We start from the raw sequence: 18,162 nt of genomic DNA on the forward strand, positions 1-18,162 counted from the left end.
CAGATCGTACAAAACGCATTTACGTTAATCGCAGAAGAACCGAGTCATGTATCGATTGGTCATCGAAATTGACCCGTCTGTTTGTACTAATGATGCGTAGTTACGGTACGAAGATCTGAGGATCACGAGTACGAGATCAAACTTCAGCCCAGTCGGCGCAAAGTAGCTCAGCCTGCATCAGCACAATTTTGACAGCTTCTTCTTGGAGGTCCGGCGGATAGCCGTACTTGTTGAGAATGCGTTTGACCATGACACGGATTTTGGCCCTCGCGCCTTCGCGGAGGGTCCAGTCGATCGTGACGCTTTTGCGAACTTGCGTGATGAGCTCGGCGGCGATCACTTTGAGCTTATCGTCGCCCATCGCTTGAACGGCGGATTCGTTCGTCGCCAGCGCGTCATAGAATGCGATCTCGTCGTCGGTCAGACCGAGGTCTTCACCGCGTTTTCCGGCGGCTTCCATCTCCTTGGCAAGCTTGATCAGTTCGTCGATGACTTCCTGCGTCGCGATCGCCCGATTGTGGTACGCGTTGAGCGTTTTCTTCAGTTTCTCGCTGAATAACTGGGACTGAACGAGACTCCGCTTCGCACGTATCTTGATTTCGCCTTTCAAGAGTTTTTCGAGAAGCTCGGCGGCGACGTTCTTGTGCTTCAGGCCCCGAACCTCCGCGAGGAACTGGTCGGAAAGGATACTGATATCGGGCTTCGGGAGACCGGCGGCCGTGAAGACGTCGATTACCTGGCCATCGGTTGTGATCGCCTTAGACACGAGCTGGCGCACGGCGGCGTCCAGTTGCTCGGGAGTTTTTCGACTTCCAGTACTTTGCTTATTGAGTGCGGCCTGAATCGCCTGGAAGTACGAAACGTCGTCGCGAAGTTCAATCGCTTCATCACTGGCGGCGCACAAAGCGAACGCCTGCGACAGTTCCGTGACGACCTGAACGAATCGCTTTTTACCGTCCTTCTGACCGAGAATGACTTCCTGCCCGGCGGGAATCAGCGAAAGCCGTTCCGGAGCAGTGCCGGTGGTCCACTTGTCCCAATTGACGCCGTGGAGCATGGCCGTGGCGATGCCGTACTTTTCGAGCATCGCTTCAATGGCTCGCTGCGTGTCGTAAGTTGGATCGCCCTTCCCGCCGCTTTCGGTGTACGTTGCGAGGGCTTGCTTCAACTGGTCGGCGAGACCGAGGTAATCGACCACCAGCCCGCCAGGCTTGTCGCGAAAGACTCGGTTTACGCGTGCGATCGCCTGCATCAGCCCGTGGCCCTGCATCGGTTTGTCGGCGTACATCGTATGCAGACACGGCGCGTCGAAACCCGTCAACCACATATCGCGCACGATCACGATGCGGAACGGATCCTTTGTATCCTTAAAGCGGGTCGCCAGCTTTTTACGTTTTTCCTTGTTGCGGATGTGCGGTTGCCAGTTGGGGCCATCGTCGGCACCGCCGGTCATGATGACTTTAACGACGCAGTCCTGGCGGTTCTCGACTTCTTTGTCGTCGTCCTTGGCGCTGGCCCAGCCAGGGCGGAGCGCGAGGATGGCGTTATGTAGTTCGATGCAGATTCGGCGACTCATGCAGACGACCATCGCCTTACCGTCCATCGCTTCGACTCGCTTCTCGAAGTGTGCGACGAGATCCTTCGCGACAAGTGCGATACGGTTGGGGCTTCCGACCAGGGCTTCAATTGCGGCCCACTTCGATTTGAGCTTGTCGCGATTCGACTCCTCTTCGCCTTCGGTAATCTCGTCGAACTCCGCGTCGATCCTCGGGAGTTGAGCCTCATTCAGCGAAAGTTTCGCGATCCGGCTTTCATAGTAAATCGGCACGGTGGCCTTGTCCGCAACGGCTTGCTGGATGTCATAGATCGAGATGTAGTTTCCGAAGACCGCACGCGTGTTAGCGTCCTTTTTTTCGATCGGCGTGCCAGTGAAGCCGATAAATGACGCGTTCGGCACCGCATCACGCAGATTCCTGGCCAGCCCGTCGATCACGTCATACTGGCTTCGGTGCGCTTCATCCGCGATGACGACGATATTTTGCCGATCGCTGAGCATCGGCATCCGCTCATCTTTTTCGGGCAGGAACTTCTGGATCGTCGTGAAGACCACGCCGCCGCTTGCCACGGAAAGGAGTTGACGCAGATGTTCGCGGTTCGCAGCCTGAACCGGTGTCTGGCCGAGGATTTCGTGACAACGTTGGAACTGACCGAACAATTGCTCGTCGAGGTCGTTTCTGTCAGTCAGCACGACGAGCGTCGGATTCTCCATCGGCGGATGACGAACCACGCGAGCGGCATAGAAGAGCATGGAATAGCTCTTGCCACTCCCCTGCGTGTGCCAAACAACACCCGCGCGACGATCGCCTGGCTTGCCCCCTGCCTGGCGAGCTGATTTCCCCATTCCGCTGGCGCGAACAGTTTCTTCGAGTGCCGCGTTCACTGCGTGGAACTGGTGGTAGCCAGCGACGATCTTGTTCAGTGAACCGCTGTCAGGATCTTCCTCAAACACGATGAAGTGTTGGAGCATGTCGAGAAATCGCTGACGCTCGAACACTCCGCGAATCAGGACCTCCAGTTCGAGCGTCGCTTTCGGCGCGTCTGATTCACCGTCAATCGTTCTCCAGACCTTGAACCATTCCTGGTTGGCAGTGAGCGATCCGATGCGAGCCTGCAATCCATCGCTGACCACGAGCAGTTCATTGAAGTTCAACAGCGAGGGGATCTCGGCTTTGTACGTCTGCAACTGCGAGTAGGCCGTCCAGATCGTCGCTTCCTCATCCGCCGCGTTCTTCAGTTCCAGTATTGCCAGTGGCAAGCCGTTCACGAAAACGACGATGTCAGGTCGACGATTGTGATGGCTTTCAATCACGGTGAACTGATTGACCGCGAGCCAGTCGTTTTTGGTGACATCGCCAAAGTCCACGAGGCGCACGTGATCGCCCGCGACGGAGCCATCCGGCCGCTTGTATTCGACCTCGACTCCATCGCGTAGCGTCTCGTGGAAGGCGCGATTGATTCGCGAAGCGATTGCCGCGTCAGGATGAAGGACGGATTGAAGTGCTTCCTCTCGCGCTTCGGGAGGGATGCTTGGATTGAGCCGATCGATTGCATCACGAAGGCGTCCGACGAGAACCACGTCTCCGAAGGATGCACGCTCGGCGCTCGCTTGGTCGGGGGCCATGTCAGGGCCGTGGCCGATGGAATAGCCAAGTTCGCCAAACCAACTCAGCGATGCTTCTTCGACGTGAGATTCGAACAGTGACATTTCGATGCCTCAAGGAGCCGCAATCGACGGATGAGTTATGCCTCGTAACTGGCAACTGCCGCATGTAGCAGTTCGCGGATGATTACCTCCTGTTTCGCGAATCCATCGGGCTCGATCGTAATTTGCAACTTTGAACCATCCTGCGTGACTGGTATGCCAGCCTCCTCAAGGCGAGCGGGCCAGCTTTCCCCGATATCCTCCATCACTTGAAGGTAAACAAATTTCGTGCGGGGAACGAAGTAAATAAAATTGCGACTTCGCGCTCCGTCTTTCAGGCCAATATATTGCTTCAAATAGTTCAACTGGAGTTTTACCGTTGCCTTTTCGTTCGTCATCAGGAGCATCTGATCAATCAGACCGAGAATCATCTCTCCTGCGTATGTCAGCCATGCCTCACGCGTCGATCCGCGAGGTGTCGCTTGCGTCGTGTCATCACGCCGAAGCGAAGTTTGATTGAGCACCTGAACGAAATCGAGAACGATGTGCTCACCAATCTTCAAGGCGTTGAGTTGAATTACGATCAGTGGGATTGAACCGGCAAACAACCCGAGAAGATTGAGATACCGACCCGTAATGTCTTCAGCCACCAGTACGGCGACGTGATCATAGAATGGGTATCGCCTTCGTTCGATATCCCAATATTCGATGCACCGCATGATGTGGCTGGGATCAGCGGCACCCAACATGATTTCAACTTCGTACCGACGATTTTTCTGCGGATCGACTAGGAGTAAGTCGAGGCGGCCTGCGCGATCCTGCGTTCGCTCCGACTGCAAGAGCTCCAGCTGCCCCAAGCCTAAAATCGTCGGATCGTCAGCGATTAGCTCCTGAAGCCAGTTCTCATTGAAGGGAGAGTCAGTCTTGAGCCAGAGACGTTCGTGCTTGGCATACTTAAGTTCGTTCATATTGATTCCTGCAATCGACGTTCGGCGTCGGCGACTCTGATCTCGCCTGACAAGAGTTTCGGAAGCAAAGCGTCGCGAATTGCTTCAAGCGTCTTCGATTCTCGAAGGTTAGCAATCCATCGATCGACCATTGGCGAGACTCTTAGTTCAAATTCACTCAATACCGCATCGGGAGCGATTACCACCGGCAGGTCTTCAACGATCTGTTTACTCAAATTCTGCTGTGCCGATCCTCGAGCTTGACGTTCCATTTGTTCGACAGAAGAAGAAAGATAAAAGTAGTTGAAAAAGCGATGGTTTGGCTTTGCGATTAGCCCGCAACATGCTTGGTTCGCGCAGAGTTCGGTAGCAACTAAACATGTTTGCCCAGCAGTTGCTCCGTAAAGTGCAACGACTGTCGTCCAGATCGGCCACAGTTTGGCGCTGCTGTTTTCAAGGCCGCGCTGAGAGATATAAGCCTCAGTTGAAGTGACGATGCTCTGTCGGACTTCGCCAGAGGTCAGCCATGGTATGCTTCCTGGAATCCAATAATCCGGGACATCACGCTTGGGAGTGCCGCCATTTCCGATGTTCGCACAGCAATCGCGTACCCTTGCGACTCGCCACCCCTTGGGAATCGGTCCAAGCGAAGAATTCTCGAAACTGTCAGGAAAAAGCGATTCGGCGACGCGCTTGCCCATCTCGTGAGCGGTGTTGATAGGCTCCGCCCGAACCGGGTCGAAATCAACGAACCAACTCTGAAAGATCGCTCGCGCAATACCCTCCAGCGTCGCGTTCATCCGCCGGTTCAAATCGATCTTTTCGTCCAGCACGCCAAGAATGTTCGCGATCGCTCTTTGTTCGGAAAATCCAGGAAGCGTAACTCGCAGTTTTCGCAGTGCGTCGATCGTCAGGGCCTTCTGCGCGCTGCCTATCATAACCGATGCGAGTGAATGCTGCCCAAGGCTGGATTTCAGCCAATACGAAAGGCAACGCGCATCTAGATCAGTAAAATCGCTTAGCCATAGTATGTTTCCATCTTTGAAATAGAAGTCGCCCTCATCTTGAACAACATAGGATTGGCCGGATCTGTTTCCGACGGAACTGATCAGCACATCTCCTTTACGTGGCGAGCCGTGGGAGTCTTTCAGATCGCGATATCGTTCCTCCGAAATGAACAGGTCATAGTGGCTAAAGACACCCAACGCTTTATCAATGACATCCTTCGATCGCAAAAATGGTATACCCACCTCGACGTACTCTTCGGCGAAGACTCGTTTGCTAGATTTCACTAAGCATCGTTCACCAAGTTGAAATCCTGGATTACTAGTCGCCATATCCCAAGTCCTCCAGGTTCGCCTTGATCGCAGCTTCCAGCTTGGCGGACTCGGCGAACTGTATGTTCAATTCGGCGACCAACCGCTTCATCTTTCCATCAAACGGTTCGTCGTCCTCCTCGACCGCTTCGGCACCCACGTAACGTCCCGGTGTCAGCACATAGTCATGCTCGGCGATCTCCGAAGCGATGGTTGATTTGCAGAATCCGGCTACATCCGCATATTTCACGTGACCCTTGTCGCCGCGCCAGGAGTGATACTTGTCGGCGATAAGCGCGATGTTGTCATTAGTCAGGTCGCGATGCACTCGATCAAACATCACGCCGAGCTTTCGGGCGTCGATGAAGAGCGTCTCACCCTTGCGATTTCGTCGCTTGCCATCGTCCTTATTTCTGGCGAGAAACCACAGACAAACGGGGATCGGCGTGCTGTAGAAGAGCTGTCCCGGCATCGCGACCATGCAGTCGACGAGATCTGCATCGACAATCGCTTTGCGAATCTCACCTTCACCGGATTGATTGCTGCTCATGCTCCCGTTGGCGAGAACGAATCCAGCGAAACCGTTCGGCGCGAGATGGTGAATGAAGTGCTGGACCCAAGCGAAGTTCGCACTTCCCTTGGGCGGCACCCCAAACTTCCATCGCACATCATCATCCTTTCGAAACCAGTCCGAATCATTGAACGGCGGATTCGCGAGCACGAAGTCTGCACGCAAATCAGGGTGAAGATCGCGACGGAACGTATCGGCATTCTCGATACCGAAGTCGGCCTCGATGCCACGAAGCGCCAAGTTCATGATCGCCAGGCGTCGAGTGGTCGGGTTACTCTCCTGGCCATACACGCTAATGTCGCCGAGCTTGCCCCCGTGAGCCTCGACGAATTTCTCAGACTGGACGAACATCCCGCCGGACCCGCAGCAGGGATCGTAGATGCGCCCCTTGTACGGCGCGAGCATCTCGACAAGCAGGCGCACGATACAGGAAGGCGTGTAGAACTGGCCGCCGTTCTTACCTTCGGCGCTGGCGAACTGCGTGAGGAAGTACTCAAAGACTCGGCCAAGCAAATCCTTGGACCGGTTGGCGACGTCGATGAGCTGGATGGAGCCGATCAGGTCAATTAGCTCACCAAGGCGGTGTTTGTCGAGATCGGCGCGGCCGTAGTTCTTGTTGAGCGCCGCCTTCAGTCGCGGGTTGTCACGTTCAATCGCGACCATCGCGTCATCGACATCCTTGCCGATGCTGGGAAGCTTCGCTCGCGATTGGAGGTACGCCCAGCGAGCTTCCTTCGGCACCCAGAAGACATTGGCGGCCAGGTACTCATCCTTGTCCTCCGGATTCGCCCCTTCGAAGTCACCGTCGCCCGCGACCAGTTTCGCGTGGTGTTCGTCGAACGTGTCCGAAATGTACTTCAAGAAGATTAGACCGAGCACAACATGCTTGTACTCTGCCGCGTCCATGTTGTTTCGGAGTTTGTCAGCAGAAAGCCAAAGCTTCGCCTCAAACCCGAGGTTTGCACCACTCCCCTTGCCATTCGCGTTCTGCGCCGAGCGTTTCTTCGCCATTGCGTCTCATCAAATGCTGTACATATTTGCCTGAACCATTCTGAAACAGGATGGTACGGTCAGCAGATGAGAGAAATCAACGAATGGGTAATGCGTCATGGTCGAGCGAGTCCTAAATCGCATCAACCAGTTAAGGAAGCAATGGACTCCAGGCCAAAAAACTGCGGGACTGTTTTTGACAGTGATTCGAACTCGAAGTTGATTCAGCGCGAGAGCATCGTCGGATTCGACAAAAAATCGAAGCGACTTTGCAGTCGACAATCAGGAAAATTTGGGTGTGCCAAAGCCAAAGTCTAGGGAGCAAGGGTTTTTCCGGAAATGACTTATGACTGGAGTTGCAGAAACGGCCAAAAACTGAGAAACATCGTCGCTGCAATCCAATTGCTAGGCTCGGCATGTTATGCTCATGATGGCCTGCCCATCATGAGGAAACGAATGACCGAGCTACCACCGATCGACATTTATCACATCACGCATGTCAACAACCTCAGCGGGATCATCGATGATGGCTGCCTCTGGTCAGACCGCAGGCTCGTGGGCGTTCGCGATGATCGCACGATGATCGGCCTGAGCCACATCAAGCAAAGACGCATGGAGGAATTGCCTGTTCATTGCCATCCTGGGACTTTTGTGGGCGACTATGTGCCGTTCTATTTTTGCCCAAGGTCACCAATGCTGTATTTCATCCATATGAAAAGTTCAGACCTGGAATACCAAGGAGGGCAAGAGGAAATTATCCATCTTGCGTCAACTATCCAGACGTCGATATTCGCGACGCCTGGACAGAGATGGGCATTCTCAGACAACAACGCAGGCGCGGGGTTTGCGCAATTTTGCAATGACCTTTCTCAACTGCGCACGTTCGTCAACTGGGATGCCGTGAATGCGAAATGGTGGCGAGGACAAAATATCGAGCGATCTTTCATGACGAAAAAAATGGCGGAGTTTCTCGTTCATGACTGCTTCCCTTGGTCAGCGGTCACAAAAATTGGGGTAATTAACGACGCTGTCGCACGCCGCGTCAAAGGAATCTTAGAAAGCACCGAACACAAGCCCGCCGTAATTGAAGAGCGCGGCTGGTATTACTGATCCAATTAGTCGGAAGTTTATGATGATCGAGTTTGTGAAGGGCAATTTGTTCGACGCTGAAGTCGACGCGCTCGTCAACACGGTGAATACCGTCGGTGTGATGGGAAAAGGGATCGCATTGCAGTTCTCCAGGGAGTATCCGGAGATCATGAAGCCTTACGAGGACGCATGCAAGTCCGGTGAATTGCAGGTCGGAAGCGTCTTTACCGTGGCGCTCAAAACGCTTACGGGGCCAAAATACGTTATTAACTTTCCAACCAAAAAACATTGGAAAGGTGATTCAAAGCTTGAATATATTCAGACTGGCCTCGCTTCATTGCGATCAGAAATCGAACGCCTCAATATCAAGTCAATTGCAGTACCTCCGCTTGGCTGCGGTCTTGGAGGACTGGGATGGTCTCAAGTCAAGAATGAGATCGAAACTGTCCTCAAATCACTTTTGAATGTGCGAATTCTCGTATTCGAGCCAGTAGGAAAGCCAGACGCATCGAAGATGGCCGTCGTTTCGAAAACGCCAAACTTAACTACAGTTAATGCGGCCCTCCTTGAACTGATGAGGAGGTACCTATCAGCGCTAATGGATGATGTTGTTACTCTTCTCGAAGTACACAAATTTATGTATTTCCTGGAGGAAGCTGGGCAACCGACCGAGCTCGACTACACCAAGGGGACATACGGACCGTACTCCAAAAAGCTTCGGTTCGTTCTTCGGAAATTAGAAGGGCACTTCATCACGGGATTCGGCGACGCCTCCGAGGAACCCGAAAAGATTCTGCAGCCCATGAGAGGCGCTCTCGACAAGGCGAAAGCAGTGCTTGCCTCCGATCAAGGAGTTCAGTCACGACTGCAGCGAGTGGAAAAATTGATTGGTGGCTTCGAGACTGCCTTTGGAATGGAATTGCTTGCGAGCGTTCATTGGGTTGCGAAGCACGAAGAGCATCGAGCGACAACAATTGACGATGCTGTGCGCCTTATTCAACAGTGGAATCCGCGTAAGAAGAAAATGTTTGCGAAAGAGCACATTCGAGTTGCATGGGAACGATTGTTGGCAAACGGGTTCATTGGAACCTAGGCCGAAGTAGCTCACCTGCGAAGCGTGCGCAATCATCAATTGAAGCACACCCCCTGGGGAAGACAAGTCGTTCTCAGCGCTCCGCGCGGCCCGCCACCAATTTCGCCTTGCAGAACGCGCCTAGCTCGGCGGGCGCTGCGCGCCACAGTTGCGATCGGTACTGAACCCTCTCCGCCTATCCAATGTCATTCTCAAAGTAGTCGAAATTGATCTTTCGGATGACATACGTTCGAACCATCTCGACGCCGACGCCATGTTCGATCATCAGGTTCGTCAGGGTTTTTCCGTCGAGCAGGACGATCTTGCGCTCGATACGTTGTATGTAGTCTTGAGCTTCTTTTGAGAAACTCGAGGTCGTGATCAGAACACCCTTCTTGGCTCTGACCCCTTCCATGCTGCCTGCGAATGCTTGCACCTCTGGACGGCCGACCGTCTGGTTCCAGCGCTTGGCCTGAACGCAGACGACATCGAGTCCGAGTTTGTCTTCTTTGATCATTCCATCGATCCCGCCATCTCCGGACTTTCCAATCGCTTGGCCAGCGTCCTTCAGTGAACCGCCGTAGCCCATGGCGACTAACAAATCGACAACCAGCTGCTCGAAGAAACGGGGTGAGCAGTTGCGAACCTTCTCCAGCAGTTCATCGGCAAGCGCCGCGTTCAGTTCCCGATAACCCGTATCGATCGATTCTTCGGGTGTCGAGGACTGATCGGGGGCGGATGAACTTGAATTCGCAACCGCTTCGCGGTTCAAAAACTCGTTGAACGAGGGGTACTGTTGCAGCAGTTCATTCCCAATCCGGGAAGGACGTTTTGCGAGAACTTCGGTTCCTGCGGCTGTGATCTTGACGATTCCTCGCACCGGATTCGCCAGTAGTCCGGCTTTTTTAAGATAGGTTTTGGCCCAGCCAACGCGGTTGGCAATCACGGTTTGGGAACCACTGGGCAAAACTTCCGTGCGATCGGGTTCCGAAAGTTCGAACCGATCCGCGATTCTGCGCGTCAGATCGTTCATCCGATGCTCTCGGCCATCAGAGATCAATTCTAGAATCGGCAGCATGCAATCTTGGTAATCGGGAATAGACATCGGAACTCGTGTTCAACGGAGGACAAAAGTTGTTCCGGCAGGATATCAAGCCGTTTCCGAAAAACATGTTCTGACAAATGATTTTCTGGAACGGGTGACAACAAGGATATTCTCCTTCAGGGGTGCGATCGTTTCGATCGCTCCCCTGCGACTTGCCATCCCAAAGGGTTGCCCTGTAAGGGCAAAGGAGCAATCGAAATCGGGTGTCGATTGAGTCCCGCCGCCCTCCCTGACAGAGCAAAATTTTGACGATGGTCATACCCAGGGGAGCGATCGAAACGATCGCACCCCTGGGCTTGTTCACTCCACCACGTTGTGGTGGTCAGAGGGACGCAGATCGTGCGGACATCTCCTTCGTGAGCGACGTGGGGCTCACTGGTGCGGGCCACTCCCTGAACGACGTTCCCGTCATTCGTTTCCTCTCGTTCTCCCCTCGTTACCAAGCTCCGCTTGGTGACGCCTCTTGCGAATGTTTGCAGGGGGCGGCCCAATTGGGTGCTCGATCACGTCGATGGATCGGTGACATGACCAGCGTCAGGGATGTCTGAGGAAAGAGACTGGCCGGCCCTACGGGCCTTCACGGATTTCGGGGGGCCATGCCCCAGCCCGTCGGAGTCCTGCGGCCTCCTTTGGGCTGGGCTGGTGGAATGGCTGGGCCGTTGGCCCGCAAGAAATGCCATGATTTTTTCATCGGTCCTCGTCACCAAGCTCGCCGGTGTTTTCCCTCGTTTCCCTCGTTTCCCTCGTGTCCCCTCGTGTCCCCTCGTTACCAAGCTCCGCTTGGTGACGCCTCTTGCGCTCCCATGTCCTGCCGAACAGGAGAGCGACCTCGGACCGACGTACACACTCCCGATGTGTCGGAAGCGTCGCCAAGCAGGAGCTTGGCAACGAGGGAAACGCCATGATTTTTTCATCGTCCCTCGTCACCAAGCTCCCCGGTATGTCCCTCGTTTCCTCGTGTCCCCTCGTTACCAAGCTCCGCTTGGTAACGCCTCTTGCGCTACCATGTCCTCCCGAACAGGAGCGTGGCCTCGGACCGACATACACACTTCTGATGTATCGGAAGCGTTGCCAAGCGGGAGCTTGGCAACGAGGACAAATGAGGAAACGAAAATCCCCCGTGCGGGTGACGCCCTGAACGATGTTTACTCGGCAAATGGGACGCCGCCGCCGCATTTCTTGCGGGCCAACGGCCCAATCATTCCACCAGCCCAGTCCAAAGGAGACCGCAAGGTCTCCGGCGGGCTGGGTCATCATCCCCCGCAGCATAAGAAGGCCTGTAAGGCCGACCATTCAGACCCAGGCAGATTGTTCATCGATCGCGACGCGACGCTCACGGCAACGCGCTCGATCAATTTGCGTATCGCTTTTCCCTTGTTACCAAGCTCCGCTTGGTAACACTTCTTGCACTCCCATGTCCTGCCAAGCAGGAAGGTGACATCGAACCGGCGTACACCCGCCTGATGTATCGGAAGCGTCGCCAAGCGGGCGCTTGGAAACGAGGACAAATAAAAACTCCCCCGTGCGGGCAAATCGGTGAACGACGATTGCTCGTCGAACAAAATCCCCCATCGGATTCGCTCGATGCTCCTCAGCGGCGATTACTCCTCTTCTTCCTCCTGAGGCGGGGCGGACATCAGTTCGATCGCCTTGGGCGAAAGCTGAGTGCCGCGCTGCAGGGAACTTTTCACCAGCCCCAACGCGACCAACTTCGAGACGATTGATTCTACTTTGGGACCCAAATCCGGAAGTCGGACTTCCAGGTCCTGAATCAGCAATCCCTCGTTGGGATTGTGAGCCAAAAACATCAGCAGATTGAGACTATCCACACGATTGAAGTCCGCCTTGTCTGGCAGCGCGTCCTTAAACGTCTGACGAATCCGGCCCCAGTCTCGTTTTCCTGCTTTTCCCATACCACATTCCTCAGCATTGCCGTGTTGAAATCATGGGGACAGGCACCTGGGAAAGAGCCCGTCCCCGTGATTTCAATCCGCGGCGAAGTCGACCTGATCCACGTTTCTGTCCAATTTCATTGCGCCCGAATGTTATGCGTTCACAGGCCGGGGACTGGCTCATTTTCCCGCAGTAAAGGAAGGCTGACTCTCGTCGATGCACTGTGGATTCCAGTTGAACCTGGAAAATGTGCCTGTACCCCTCTCTTCGGGCTGTGAACGGTTGCGCCCGAATATTATGCGAACTCCGATGAATGTCCACCAAGAAACCGCACGCTCTTGAGCGGTGCGTTGCAATCGGAGGGACAGGGTGCGTGGTGTGCAGGCCGTCATGGCGTTTTTGGGATCTGGGCGGAGTGAGTCCTTGTGATTGGCTGCGGGTGCGCGGTTCGTTGCAAAAGGGGGACAGGCACCCAGGGCGGAGCCAGTCCCCCTTTTGCAACAGGCTGTGAATGCCAGCGAAGACGCCTTTCATCTCGACGAGTCTTCTAAACGTTTGGAAGATTGGACCGAATTGGTCATGACAGGAACGAGGGAGATCGTAAGATCAACTCGCGGTCGTTTTCCGTGAATGTCTAGGACGCTTTGTTGAGGACGCGTGGCGCGAGCACGCTCGGGATTCGCGGTTGGCTCGAAGAGGAGTTGCCTGTTGAACTCAGCGGGGCGGGCACCTGGACGTTCATAGTGGCGTGGGGTTTTTGAGGCTGGGCGGAGATTGTTCTCGTGATTTTCACTAGTTGCTCATAGTGGGATGAAACAAAGGGGACAGGCACCTGGGCGGAGCCAGTCCCCTTTGTTTCATCGCGTTGTTAGCACGAGCCACCGTCAGAAAGGAGCCTTTAATAATGTGCTGCATCACGCACAACAGCGATCGTCTCGCGAGGGCAATGCGTCTTACCCCGTTGCCGGCGGTGGCGTTGCCGCGAGAGAACTCGACCTGCTCGCTCAACAGGAAGCAGACGGATGTTGATCAAGGCGTTCATTCAAGCATCTTGAGCAAGAAGACTTAAGTTGTTTCCCATCACGACGATCTAAAACGAAATGATCAAACCGATCAACATGTTCAAATTTTAGATTGGCTTGGCGTTGTTGTTTGGCAATTCGGCGCAAAAAACAGTTTGAACGAAATTGAGCGGTGTCGTCGTCCGGGCAGGTACGATGGAATGGCCAGTACGTTCGCAAGACGTGGTGCTGTTGAGTTGCCTTTGGGTCAATCGTGCGAAAGATCATTCACATCGATATGGACGCGTTTTATGCGTCCGTTGAACAACGGGATCGCCCTGACCTCCGTGGGAAGCCCGTGGCGGTGGGATATTCCGAACAACGAGGTGTTGTCGCCGCGGCCAGTTATGAAGCACGTACGTTTGGAGTTCGTTCTGCGATGTCCTCGGCCGCAGCACGAAGCCGATGTCCAGAACTGATTTTCGTGGCGCCACGGTTCGACGTCTACCGCTCAATTTCGCACGACATCAAACAGATCTACTACGAATACACCCCCAAGGTCGAGCCGGTTGCGTTTGATGAAGCCTATCTGGATGTGACCGAAAGCCTGCAGGGTGAGACCACGGCCTGGATGACCGCTCGCGAAATTCGGGCTCGAATCTTTGAACTCACGGGACTCACGGCATCGGCAGGGGTGTCGTTCAATAAGTTTCTGGCCAAGCTGGCGTCGGGGTACAAAAAACCGAACAGTCAGTTCGCCATCTTGCCCGGCGATGCAGAAGCGTTCTTGGCGGGATTGTCCGTCAGCCGATTTCATGGGATCGGACCCGTCACAGCCAAGAAGATGAGTGACCTGGGAATCCATACAGGTGCCGACCTGAAAGCTCAATCGGTGGAGCTACTGCGGCAGCACTTTGGCAGGATTGGGGAATGGTATTACGGGATCGCACGCGGTGAGGATTCCAGATCCGTCGAACATGCCCGCATTCGAAAATCGTTCAGTTCAGAAACGACGTTCCGCCAAGATCTCGAACAGCTTGCTGACATTGAAGCACAGGTGCTGGCCTTGGCGGAGGATGTTTGGCAATGGTGCGACGGGACGCAGATGTTTGGTCGGACCGTCACGGTGAAATTTCGATTCGCTGATTTTCAGCGGATCACTCGAAGTCGCAGCGAACGCGAGTACGTTGATCGCCCTGAACTGCTGCGAGAAATCTGCGTCGGGCTCGTGCGCTCTGTGTTTCCGCTGCGGCAAGCGATTCGACTGGTTGGAGTCGGGATCTCGAATTTCAGGCCGAAAATAGACGGCAAGGCTCACCAACTGAATCTGGGATTTGATGAATGAGGGCTTGCGAGGGACGATAACCCAGCCCTGCGGTCTGCTCTGGGCTCGGCTGGTGGAAGGGGTGGGGCTTTGGCCCGTAGGAGGTGATGTCCGGTTTGAACTCGCTGCGACACGCACTTCGTGTGGGAATAAGGGGACAGGCACCGCGGGCGGAGCCAGTCCCCTTATTCCCACGGGCTGGTGCTTCCCATGGAGAGTGCCGAACGAGAAAAGGGAACTGGCTCCGTCCCCGGTTCCAGTCCCCTTTTTCATGCAAAACGACGCAACTCAGCGATTCTCACGAGCTGCTGCGGTCACCCGTCAAATAGCCCTTCGACCGCATCAATTCGATGATGCGGCTGACGCTTTCTTCGACGCTTAGCTTATCGGTCTGCAGCACAAGGTCCGGAGTTTTCGGTTCCTCGAACGCAGCGCTCACACCCGGCATTTGCGCGATCTTGCCCGCATCGGCCATCTGGTACATGCCGTACTGGTCACGGGCTCGCAGGACGTCCATCGGCGCCGTGCAGTAGATCTCCAGGACACGGTCGCGGCCGATCAACTGCTTGACCTTCTCGCGCACCGCCTCATGAGGTGCCACGAAGGCACCGATGGTGATCACCCCGGCTTCGTTCATTAACTTTGCGACCTCGGCCGACCTTCGCAGGTTTTCCGAGCGGTCGTCTGCCGTGAACCCCAAGTCGCGGTTCAGACCTTGACGCATGGTCTGGCCGTACAAGACCGTGACGGCTCGGCCCTCGTCCCACAAGCGACGTTCCAGCCCGAACGCGATGCGGCTCTTGCCGCTTCCGGTCAAACCCACGAGAAGAACCGTCACGGGCAATTGACCGTAACGTTGCTCACGCTCCACCGGATCAATCAGGCTCTCACGCGGTTTAACGCGCACTTCGGGTTCGGCTTCCCACGCATCGCCAGAAACTCGGCCGCTGCCGGTTTCGACGATCATTCCCGCCCCGACCGTGTTATTCGACAGTCGGTCGATCAGGATGAATGCACCCGTGGCTGGATTGGTCCGGTAGGGGTCACACGCGAGTGCCTGCGTCAGGCTAAACTGCACGTAACCCACTTCATTCAGACCGAGCCTTTCGATAGGCCGATGCTCCAGAGTGTTGACGTCGACGCCATAGCGGAATGCCGCGACCTCGGCCGTCACCTGTTTGGTGGTCTGCTTCAAGGTATACGGGCGACCGGGGACAAGCGGTTGCTCGGCCATCCAGACGACCATGGCCTGGATCTCACTGCTGACTTGCGGCAGGTTGCCCGGCAGCACCAGCATGTCGCCGCGACTGAGGTCGACCTCTTCGGTCAACGTCACCGTCACCGCCTGAGGCGCGAACGCTTCTTCGAGCTCGCCGTCGTAGGTCACGATCGACTTCACTTTGGTGCGTTTGCCCGAGGGAAGCAGCATGACCTCGTCGCCCTTGTGCAGGACGCCGGATGCGATCGTGCCCGCAAAGCCGCGGAAATTGAGATCGGGACGAATGACGTACTGGACCGGGAAGCGCAGGTCGGTGAGATTGCGGTCGCCAGCGATATGCACTGTCTCGAGGTAGTCCAGCAGTGGCGGCCCGGAATACCACGGCATTGAATCGCTCTTGGTTACGACATTATCACCCTTCAGCGCCGACATGGGGATGAAGGTGATGTCGTGCAGATCCAGTTTGGCGACGAAACCGGTGTAGTCATTCTTGATGCGTTCGAAGACCTCACGAGAATTATCAACAAGGTCCATCTTGTTGATGGCGACGACCACGTGCCGGATTCCCAGCAGCGACACGATGTACGAATGCCGGCGGGTCTGGGTCATGACGCCGTAGCGGGCATCGATGAGAATAATTGCCAATTGGCACGTCGAGGCGCCGGTCGCCATGTTGCGTGTGTACTGATCGTGACCGGGCGTATCCGCAATGATGAATTTGCGGCGATCGGTCGAGAAATAGCGATAGGCCACATCGATCGTGATCCCCTGCTCACGTTCGGCTTTCAGGCCGTCGGTCAACAGGGCGAGGTCGATCTCGCCAGCGCCCGTGGTTCCGACCTTCTCGCTGTCGCGTTTCACGGCGGCGAGCTGATCCTCGTAAATCGTCTTGGTGTCATGCAGCAGGCGGCCGATGAGCGTACTTTTGCCATCGTCGACGCTTCCACAGGTGAGGAAGCGCAGAAGTTCCTTATTTTGATGGCGCGCGAGGTAGGCGTGAATATCTTCCTGACTCAGATCAACAGCTTGCATTTCAGAAATACCCCTCGCGTTTCTTTTGCTCCATCGACCCCGACTCGTCATGGTCGATCACCCGCCCCTGCCGCTCGGAGTTCCGCGCCACCAGCATTTCCTCGATGATTTCCGGCAGCGTCGTCGCGTCGCTCTCGATCGCCCCGGTCAGCGGATAGCAGCCCAGCGTACGGAACCGGACTCGCTTCATCATCGGCACTTCACCGGGCCGTAGCCGCATCCGGTCATCGTCCACCATGATGAGGGCCCCGTCGCGTTCGACGACCGGGCGGACATCGGCGAAGTAGAGCGGAACGATGGGGATGTTCTCGAGATGGACGTACTGCCAGACGTCCAGTTCGGTCCAGTTGCTCAGAGGGAAGGCTCGGATGCTTTCGCCCTTGTTCACCTTGGAGTTGTACAGATTCCACAACTCGGGCCGCTGGTTCTTGGGGTCCCATTGGTGCAGCTTGTCGCGGAAGCTGTAGACACGTTCCTTGGCCCGGCTCTTCTCTTCGTCTCGCCGCGCACCACCGAAGGCCGCGTCGAACTGGTAATGGTTGAGCGCCTGCTTCAGGGCGGCCGTCTTCATGACATCGGTGTGTTTTTTCGATCCGTGGTCGAACGGATTGATATTCTGCTCGACCCCCTCCTGGTTGATCCAGACCTTCAGATCAAGGCCCTGTTCGCGACAGAACCGATCCCGGAACTCGACCATCTCGCGGAATTTCCAAGTCGTATCGACGTGCAGCAGCGGGAACGGCAATCGTCCAGGATAGAACGCCCGTTGCGCAAGACGCAGCATGACAGCCGAATCCTTGCCGATTGAATAGAGCATCACCGGTCGCTCGAACTCAGCGGCGACCTCGCGGATGATGTGAATGCTCTCTGCCTCGAGTACCTTCAAATGTGTTAAGTTGTAACTGCTGCTGGTCATCCGCCCTCCTCGTTGGTGTCTGTCTGGTTGAAGCATACAAAATTGCTTCGCCAGAGCGAAGGGCACTTCCCGGACGAGCAGCAGTCCGCTCCGCCCCGCTGCAAGTCATCTGACGAGTTCCGGGGAACGATCAAAAATGACACATCCTTCGCCGATGTGGCTGAATCAGAATTCCGGCAGCGAAAAGAGGCCCTCAAGTCGAATTCGAGAATGGGAGCGGGGCATCAGCCCGATTCGTTTTTTTCGTTTCGTCGTAGGTAAGTCACCCGCGCGGAGGGTGTCGTTTCCCTCTGAAATGAGCGTGACGTCAACGGAATCCACATTCCTGCACGGCAGAAAAAACATCGCACGGGGTGCTGCCACACGGGAGCCTGAGCACGAGGAAAACAGTGGCTCGCTGCCACGCGTCAGACGGGGATTCGGACTCTTACGTCGATGGCGAACTCTGGAGATGGCGATAAACACAGGTGTCTCCTCATCAATCA

11 protein-coding genes are annotated in these 18,162 nt (G+C 55.4%); 3 read left to right on the forward strand and 8 right to left on the reverse strand.

Going from position 1 to position 18,162, the window contains the following annotated elements; genetic code table 11:
- Positions 1-136: 136 nt before the first annotated feature.
- Genes OSO_RS0114260 through OSO_RS0114275 form a run of 4 tightly spaced genes read right to left on the reverse strand, consistent with a single transcriptional unit; the run spans position 137 to position 7,047 of the window.
- Positions 137-3,265 (reverse strand): type I restriction endonuclease subunit R, encoded by a 3,129-nt coding sequence (locus OSO_RS0114260; RefSeq protein ID WP_010583950.1) that lies wholly within the window; start codon positions 3,263-3,265, stop codon positions 137-139.
- A gap of 35 nt (positions 3,266-3,300) precedes the next feature.
- On the reverse strand, positions 3,301-4,170 hold the full coding sequence (locus tag OSO_RS43505; protein WP_010583951.1) for a hypothetical protein: 870 nt from the start codon (positions 4,168-4,170) through the stop codon (positions 3,301-3,303).
- Positions 4,167-5,486, reverse strand: coding sequence for a restriction endonuclease subunit S (locus OSO_RS43510; RefSeq protein WP_010583952.1), 1,320 nt, complete (start codon positions 5,484-5,486; stop codon positions 4,167-4,169). The genes OSO_RS43505 and OSO_RS43510 overlap by 4 nt, the downstream gene beginning before the upstream one ends.
- Positions 5,476-7,047, reverse strand: coding sequence for a class I SAM-dependent DNA methyltransferase (locus OSO_RS0114275; RefSeq protein WP_010583953.1), 1,572 nt, complete (start codon positions 7,045-7,047; stop codon positions 5,476-5,478). Before OSO_RS0114275 ends, OSO_RS43510 begins: the two co-directional genes overlap by 11 nt.
- A 435-nt stretch (positions 7,048-7,482) precedes the next feature.
- On the opposite strand from OSO_RS0114275, the gene darT reads away from it, so the two are divergent.
- Both darT and darG read left to right on the forward strand, forming a co-directional pair.
- Complete coding sequence (darT, locus tag OSO_RS0114285; RefSeq protein WP_010583954.1) at positions 7,483-8,136, forward strand: type II toxin-antitoxin system toxin DNA ADP-ribosyl transferase DarT; 654 nt, start codon at positions 7,483-7,485, stop codon at positions 8,134-8,136.
- Positions 8,111-9,208 carry a type II toxin-antitoxin system antitoxin DNA ADP-ribosyl glycohydrolase DarG gene (darG, locus tag OSO_RS0114290; RefSeq protein WP_202799934.1) on the forward strand — a complete coding sequence of 366 codons (1,098 nt, stop codon included), beginning with the start codon at positions 8,111-8,113 and terminating at the stop codon, positions 9,206-9,208. The genes darT and darG overlap by 26 nt, the downstream gene beginning before the upstream one ends.
- A 175-nt stretch (positions 9,209-9,383) precedes the next feature.
- Here darG and OSO_RS0114295 read toward each other — a convergent pair whose 3' ends face one another.
- Both OSO_RS0114295 and OSO_RS0114310 read right to left on the reverse strand, forming a co-directional pair.
- Positions 9,384-10,292, reverse strand: a complete 909-nt coding sequence (locus tag OSO_RS0114295) for a restriction endonuclease (protein ID WP_010583956.1) — start codon at positions 10,290-10,292, stop codon at positions 9,384-9,386.
- A 1,601-nt stretch (positions 10,293-11,893) separates the two neighbouring features.
- A complete protein-coding gene (locus OSO_RS0114310) occupies positions 11,894-12,205 on the reverse strand; it encodes a hypothetical protein (RefSeq protein WP_010583958.1) in 312 nt (103 codons plus the stop codon).
- Between the two features lie 1,255 nt (positions 12,206-13,460).
- On the opposite strand from OSO_RS0114310, the gene dinB reads away from it, so the two are divergent.
- Complete coding sequence (dinB, locus tag OSO_RS43515; protein WP_202799935.1) at positions 13,461-14,531, forward strand: DNA polymerase IV; 1,071 nt, start codon at positions 13,461-13,463, stop codon at positions 14,529-14,531.
- 277 nt (positions 14,532-14,808) lie between these two features.
- On the opposite strand, the gene cysN is transcribed toward dinB, so the two are convergent.
- Together cysN and cysD are read right to left on the reverse strand one after the other, a co-directional pair.
- The gene (cysN, locus tag OSO_RS0114320; RefSeq protein ID WP_010583961.1) at positions 14,809-16,761 is read right to left on the reverse strand and encodes a sulfate adenylyltransferase subunit CysN; all 1,953 of its coding nucleotides are present in this window, start codon (positions 16,759-16,761) and stop codon (positions 14,809-14,811) included.
- 1 nt (position 16,762) lies between these two features.
- Entirely contained in the window at positions 16,763-17,677 is a 915-nt protein-coding gene (gene cysD / locus OSO_RS0114325) for a sulfate adenylyltransferase subunit CysD (protein ID WP_010583962.1), read from the reverse strand.
- Positions 17,678-18,162 lie beyond the last annotated feature (485 nt).

This window comes from Schlesneria paludicola DSM 18645, assembly GCF_000255655.1.
In the GTDB taxonomy this organism is placed as follows: domain Bacteria; phylum Planctomycetota; class Planctomycetia; order Planctomycetales; family Planctomycetaceae; genus Schlesneria; species Schlesneria paludicola.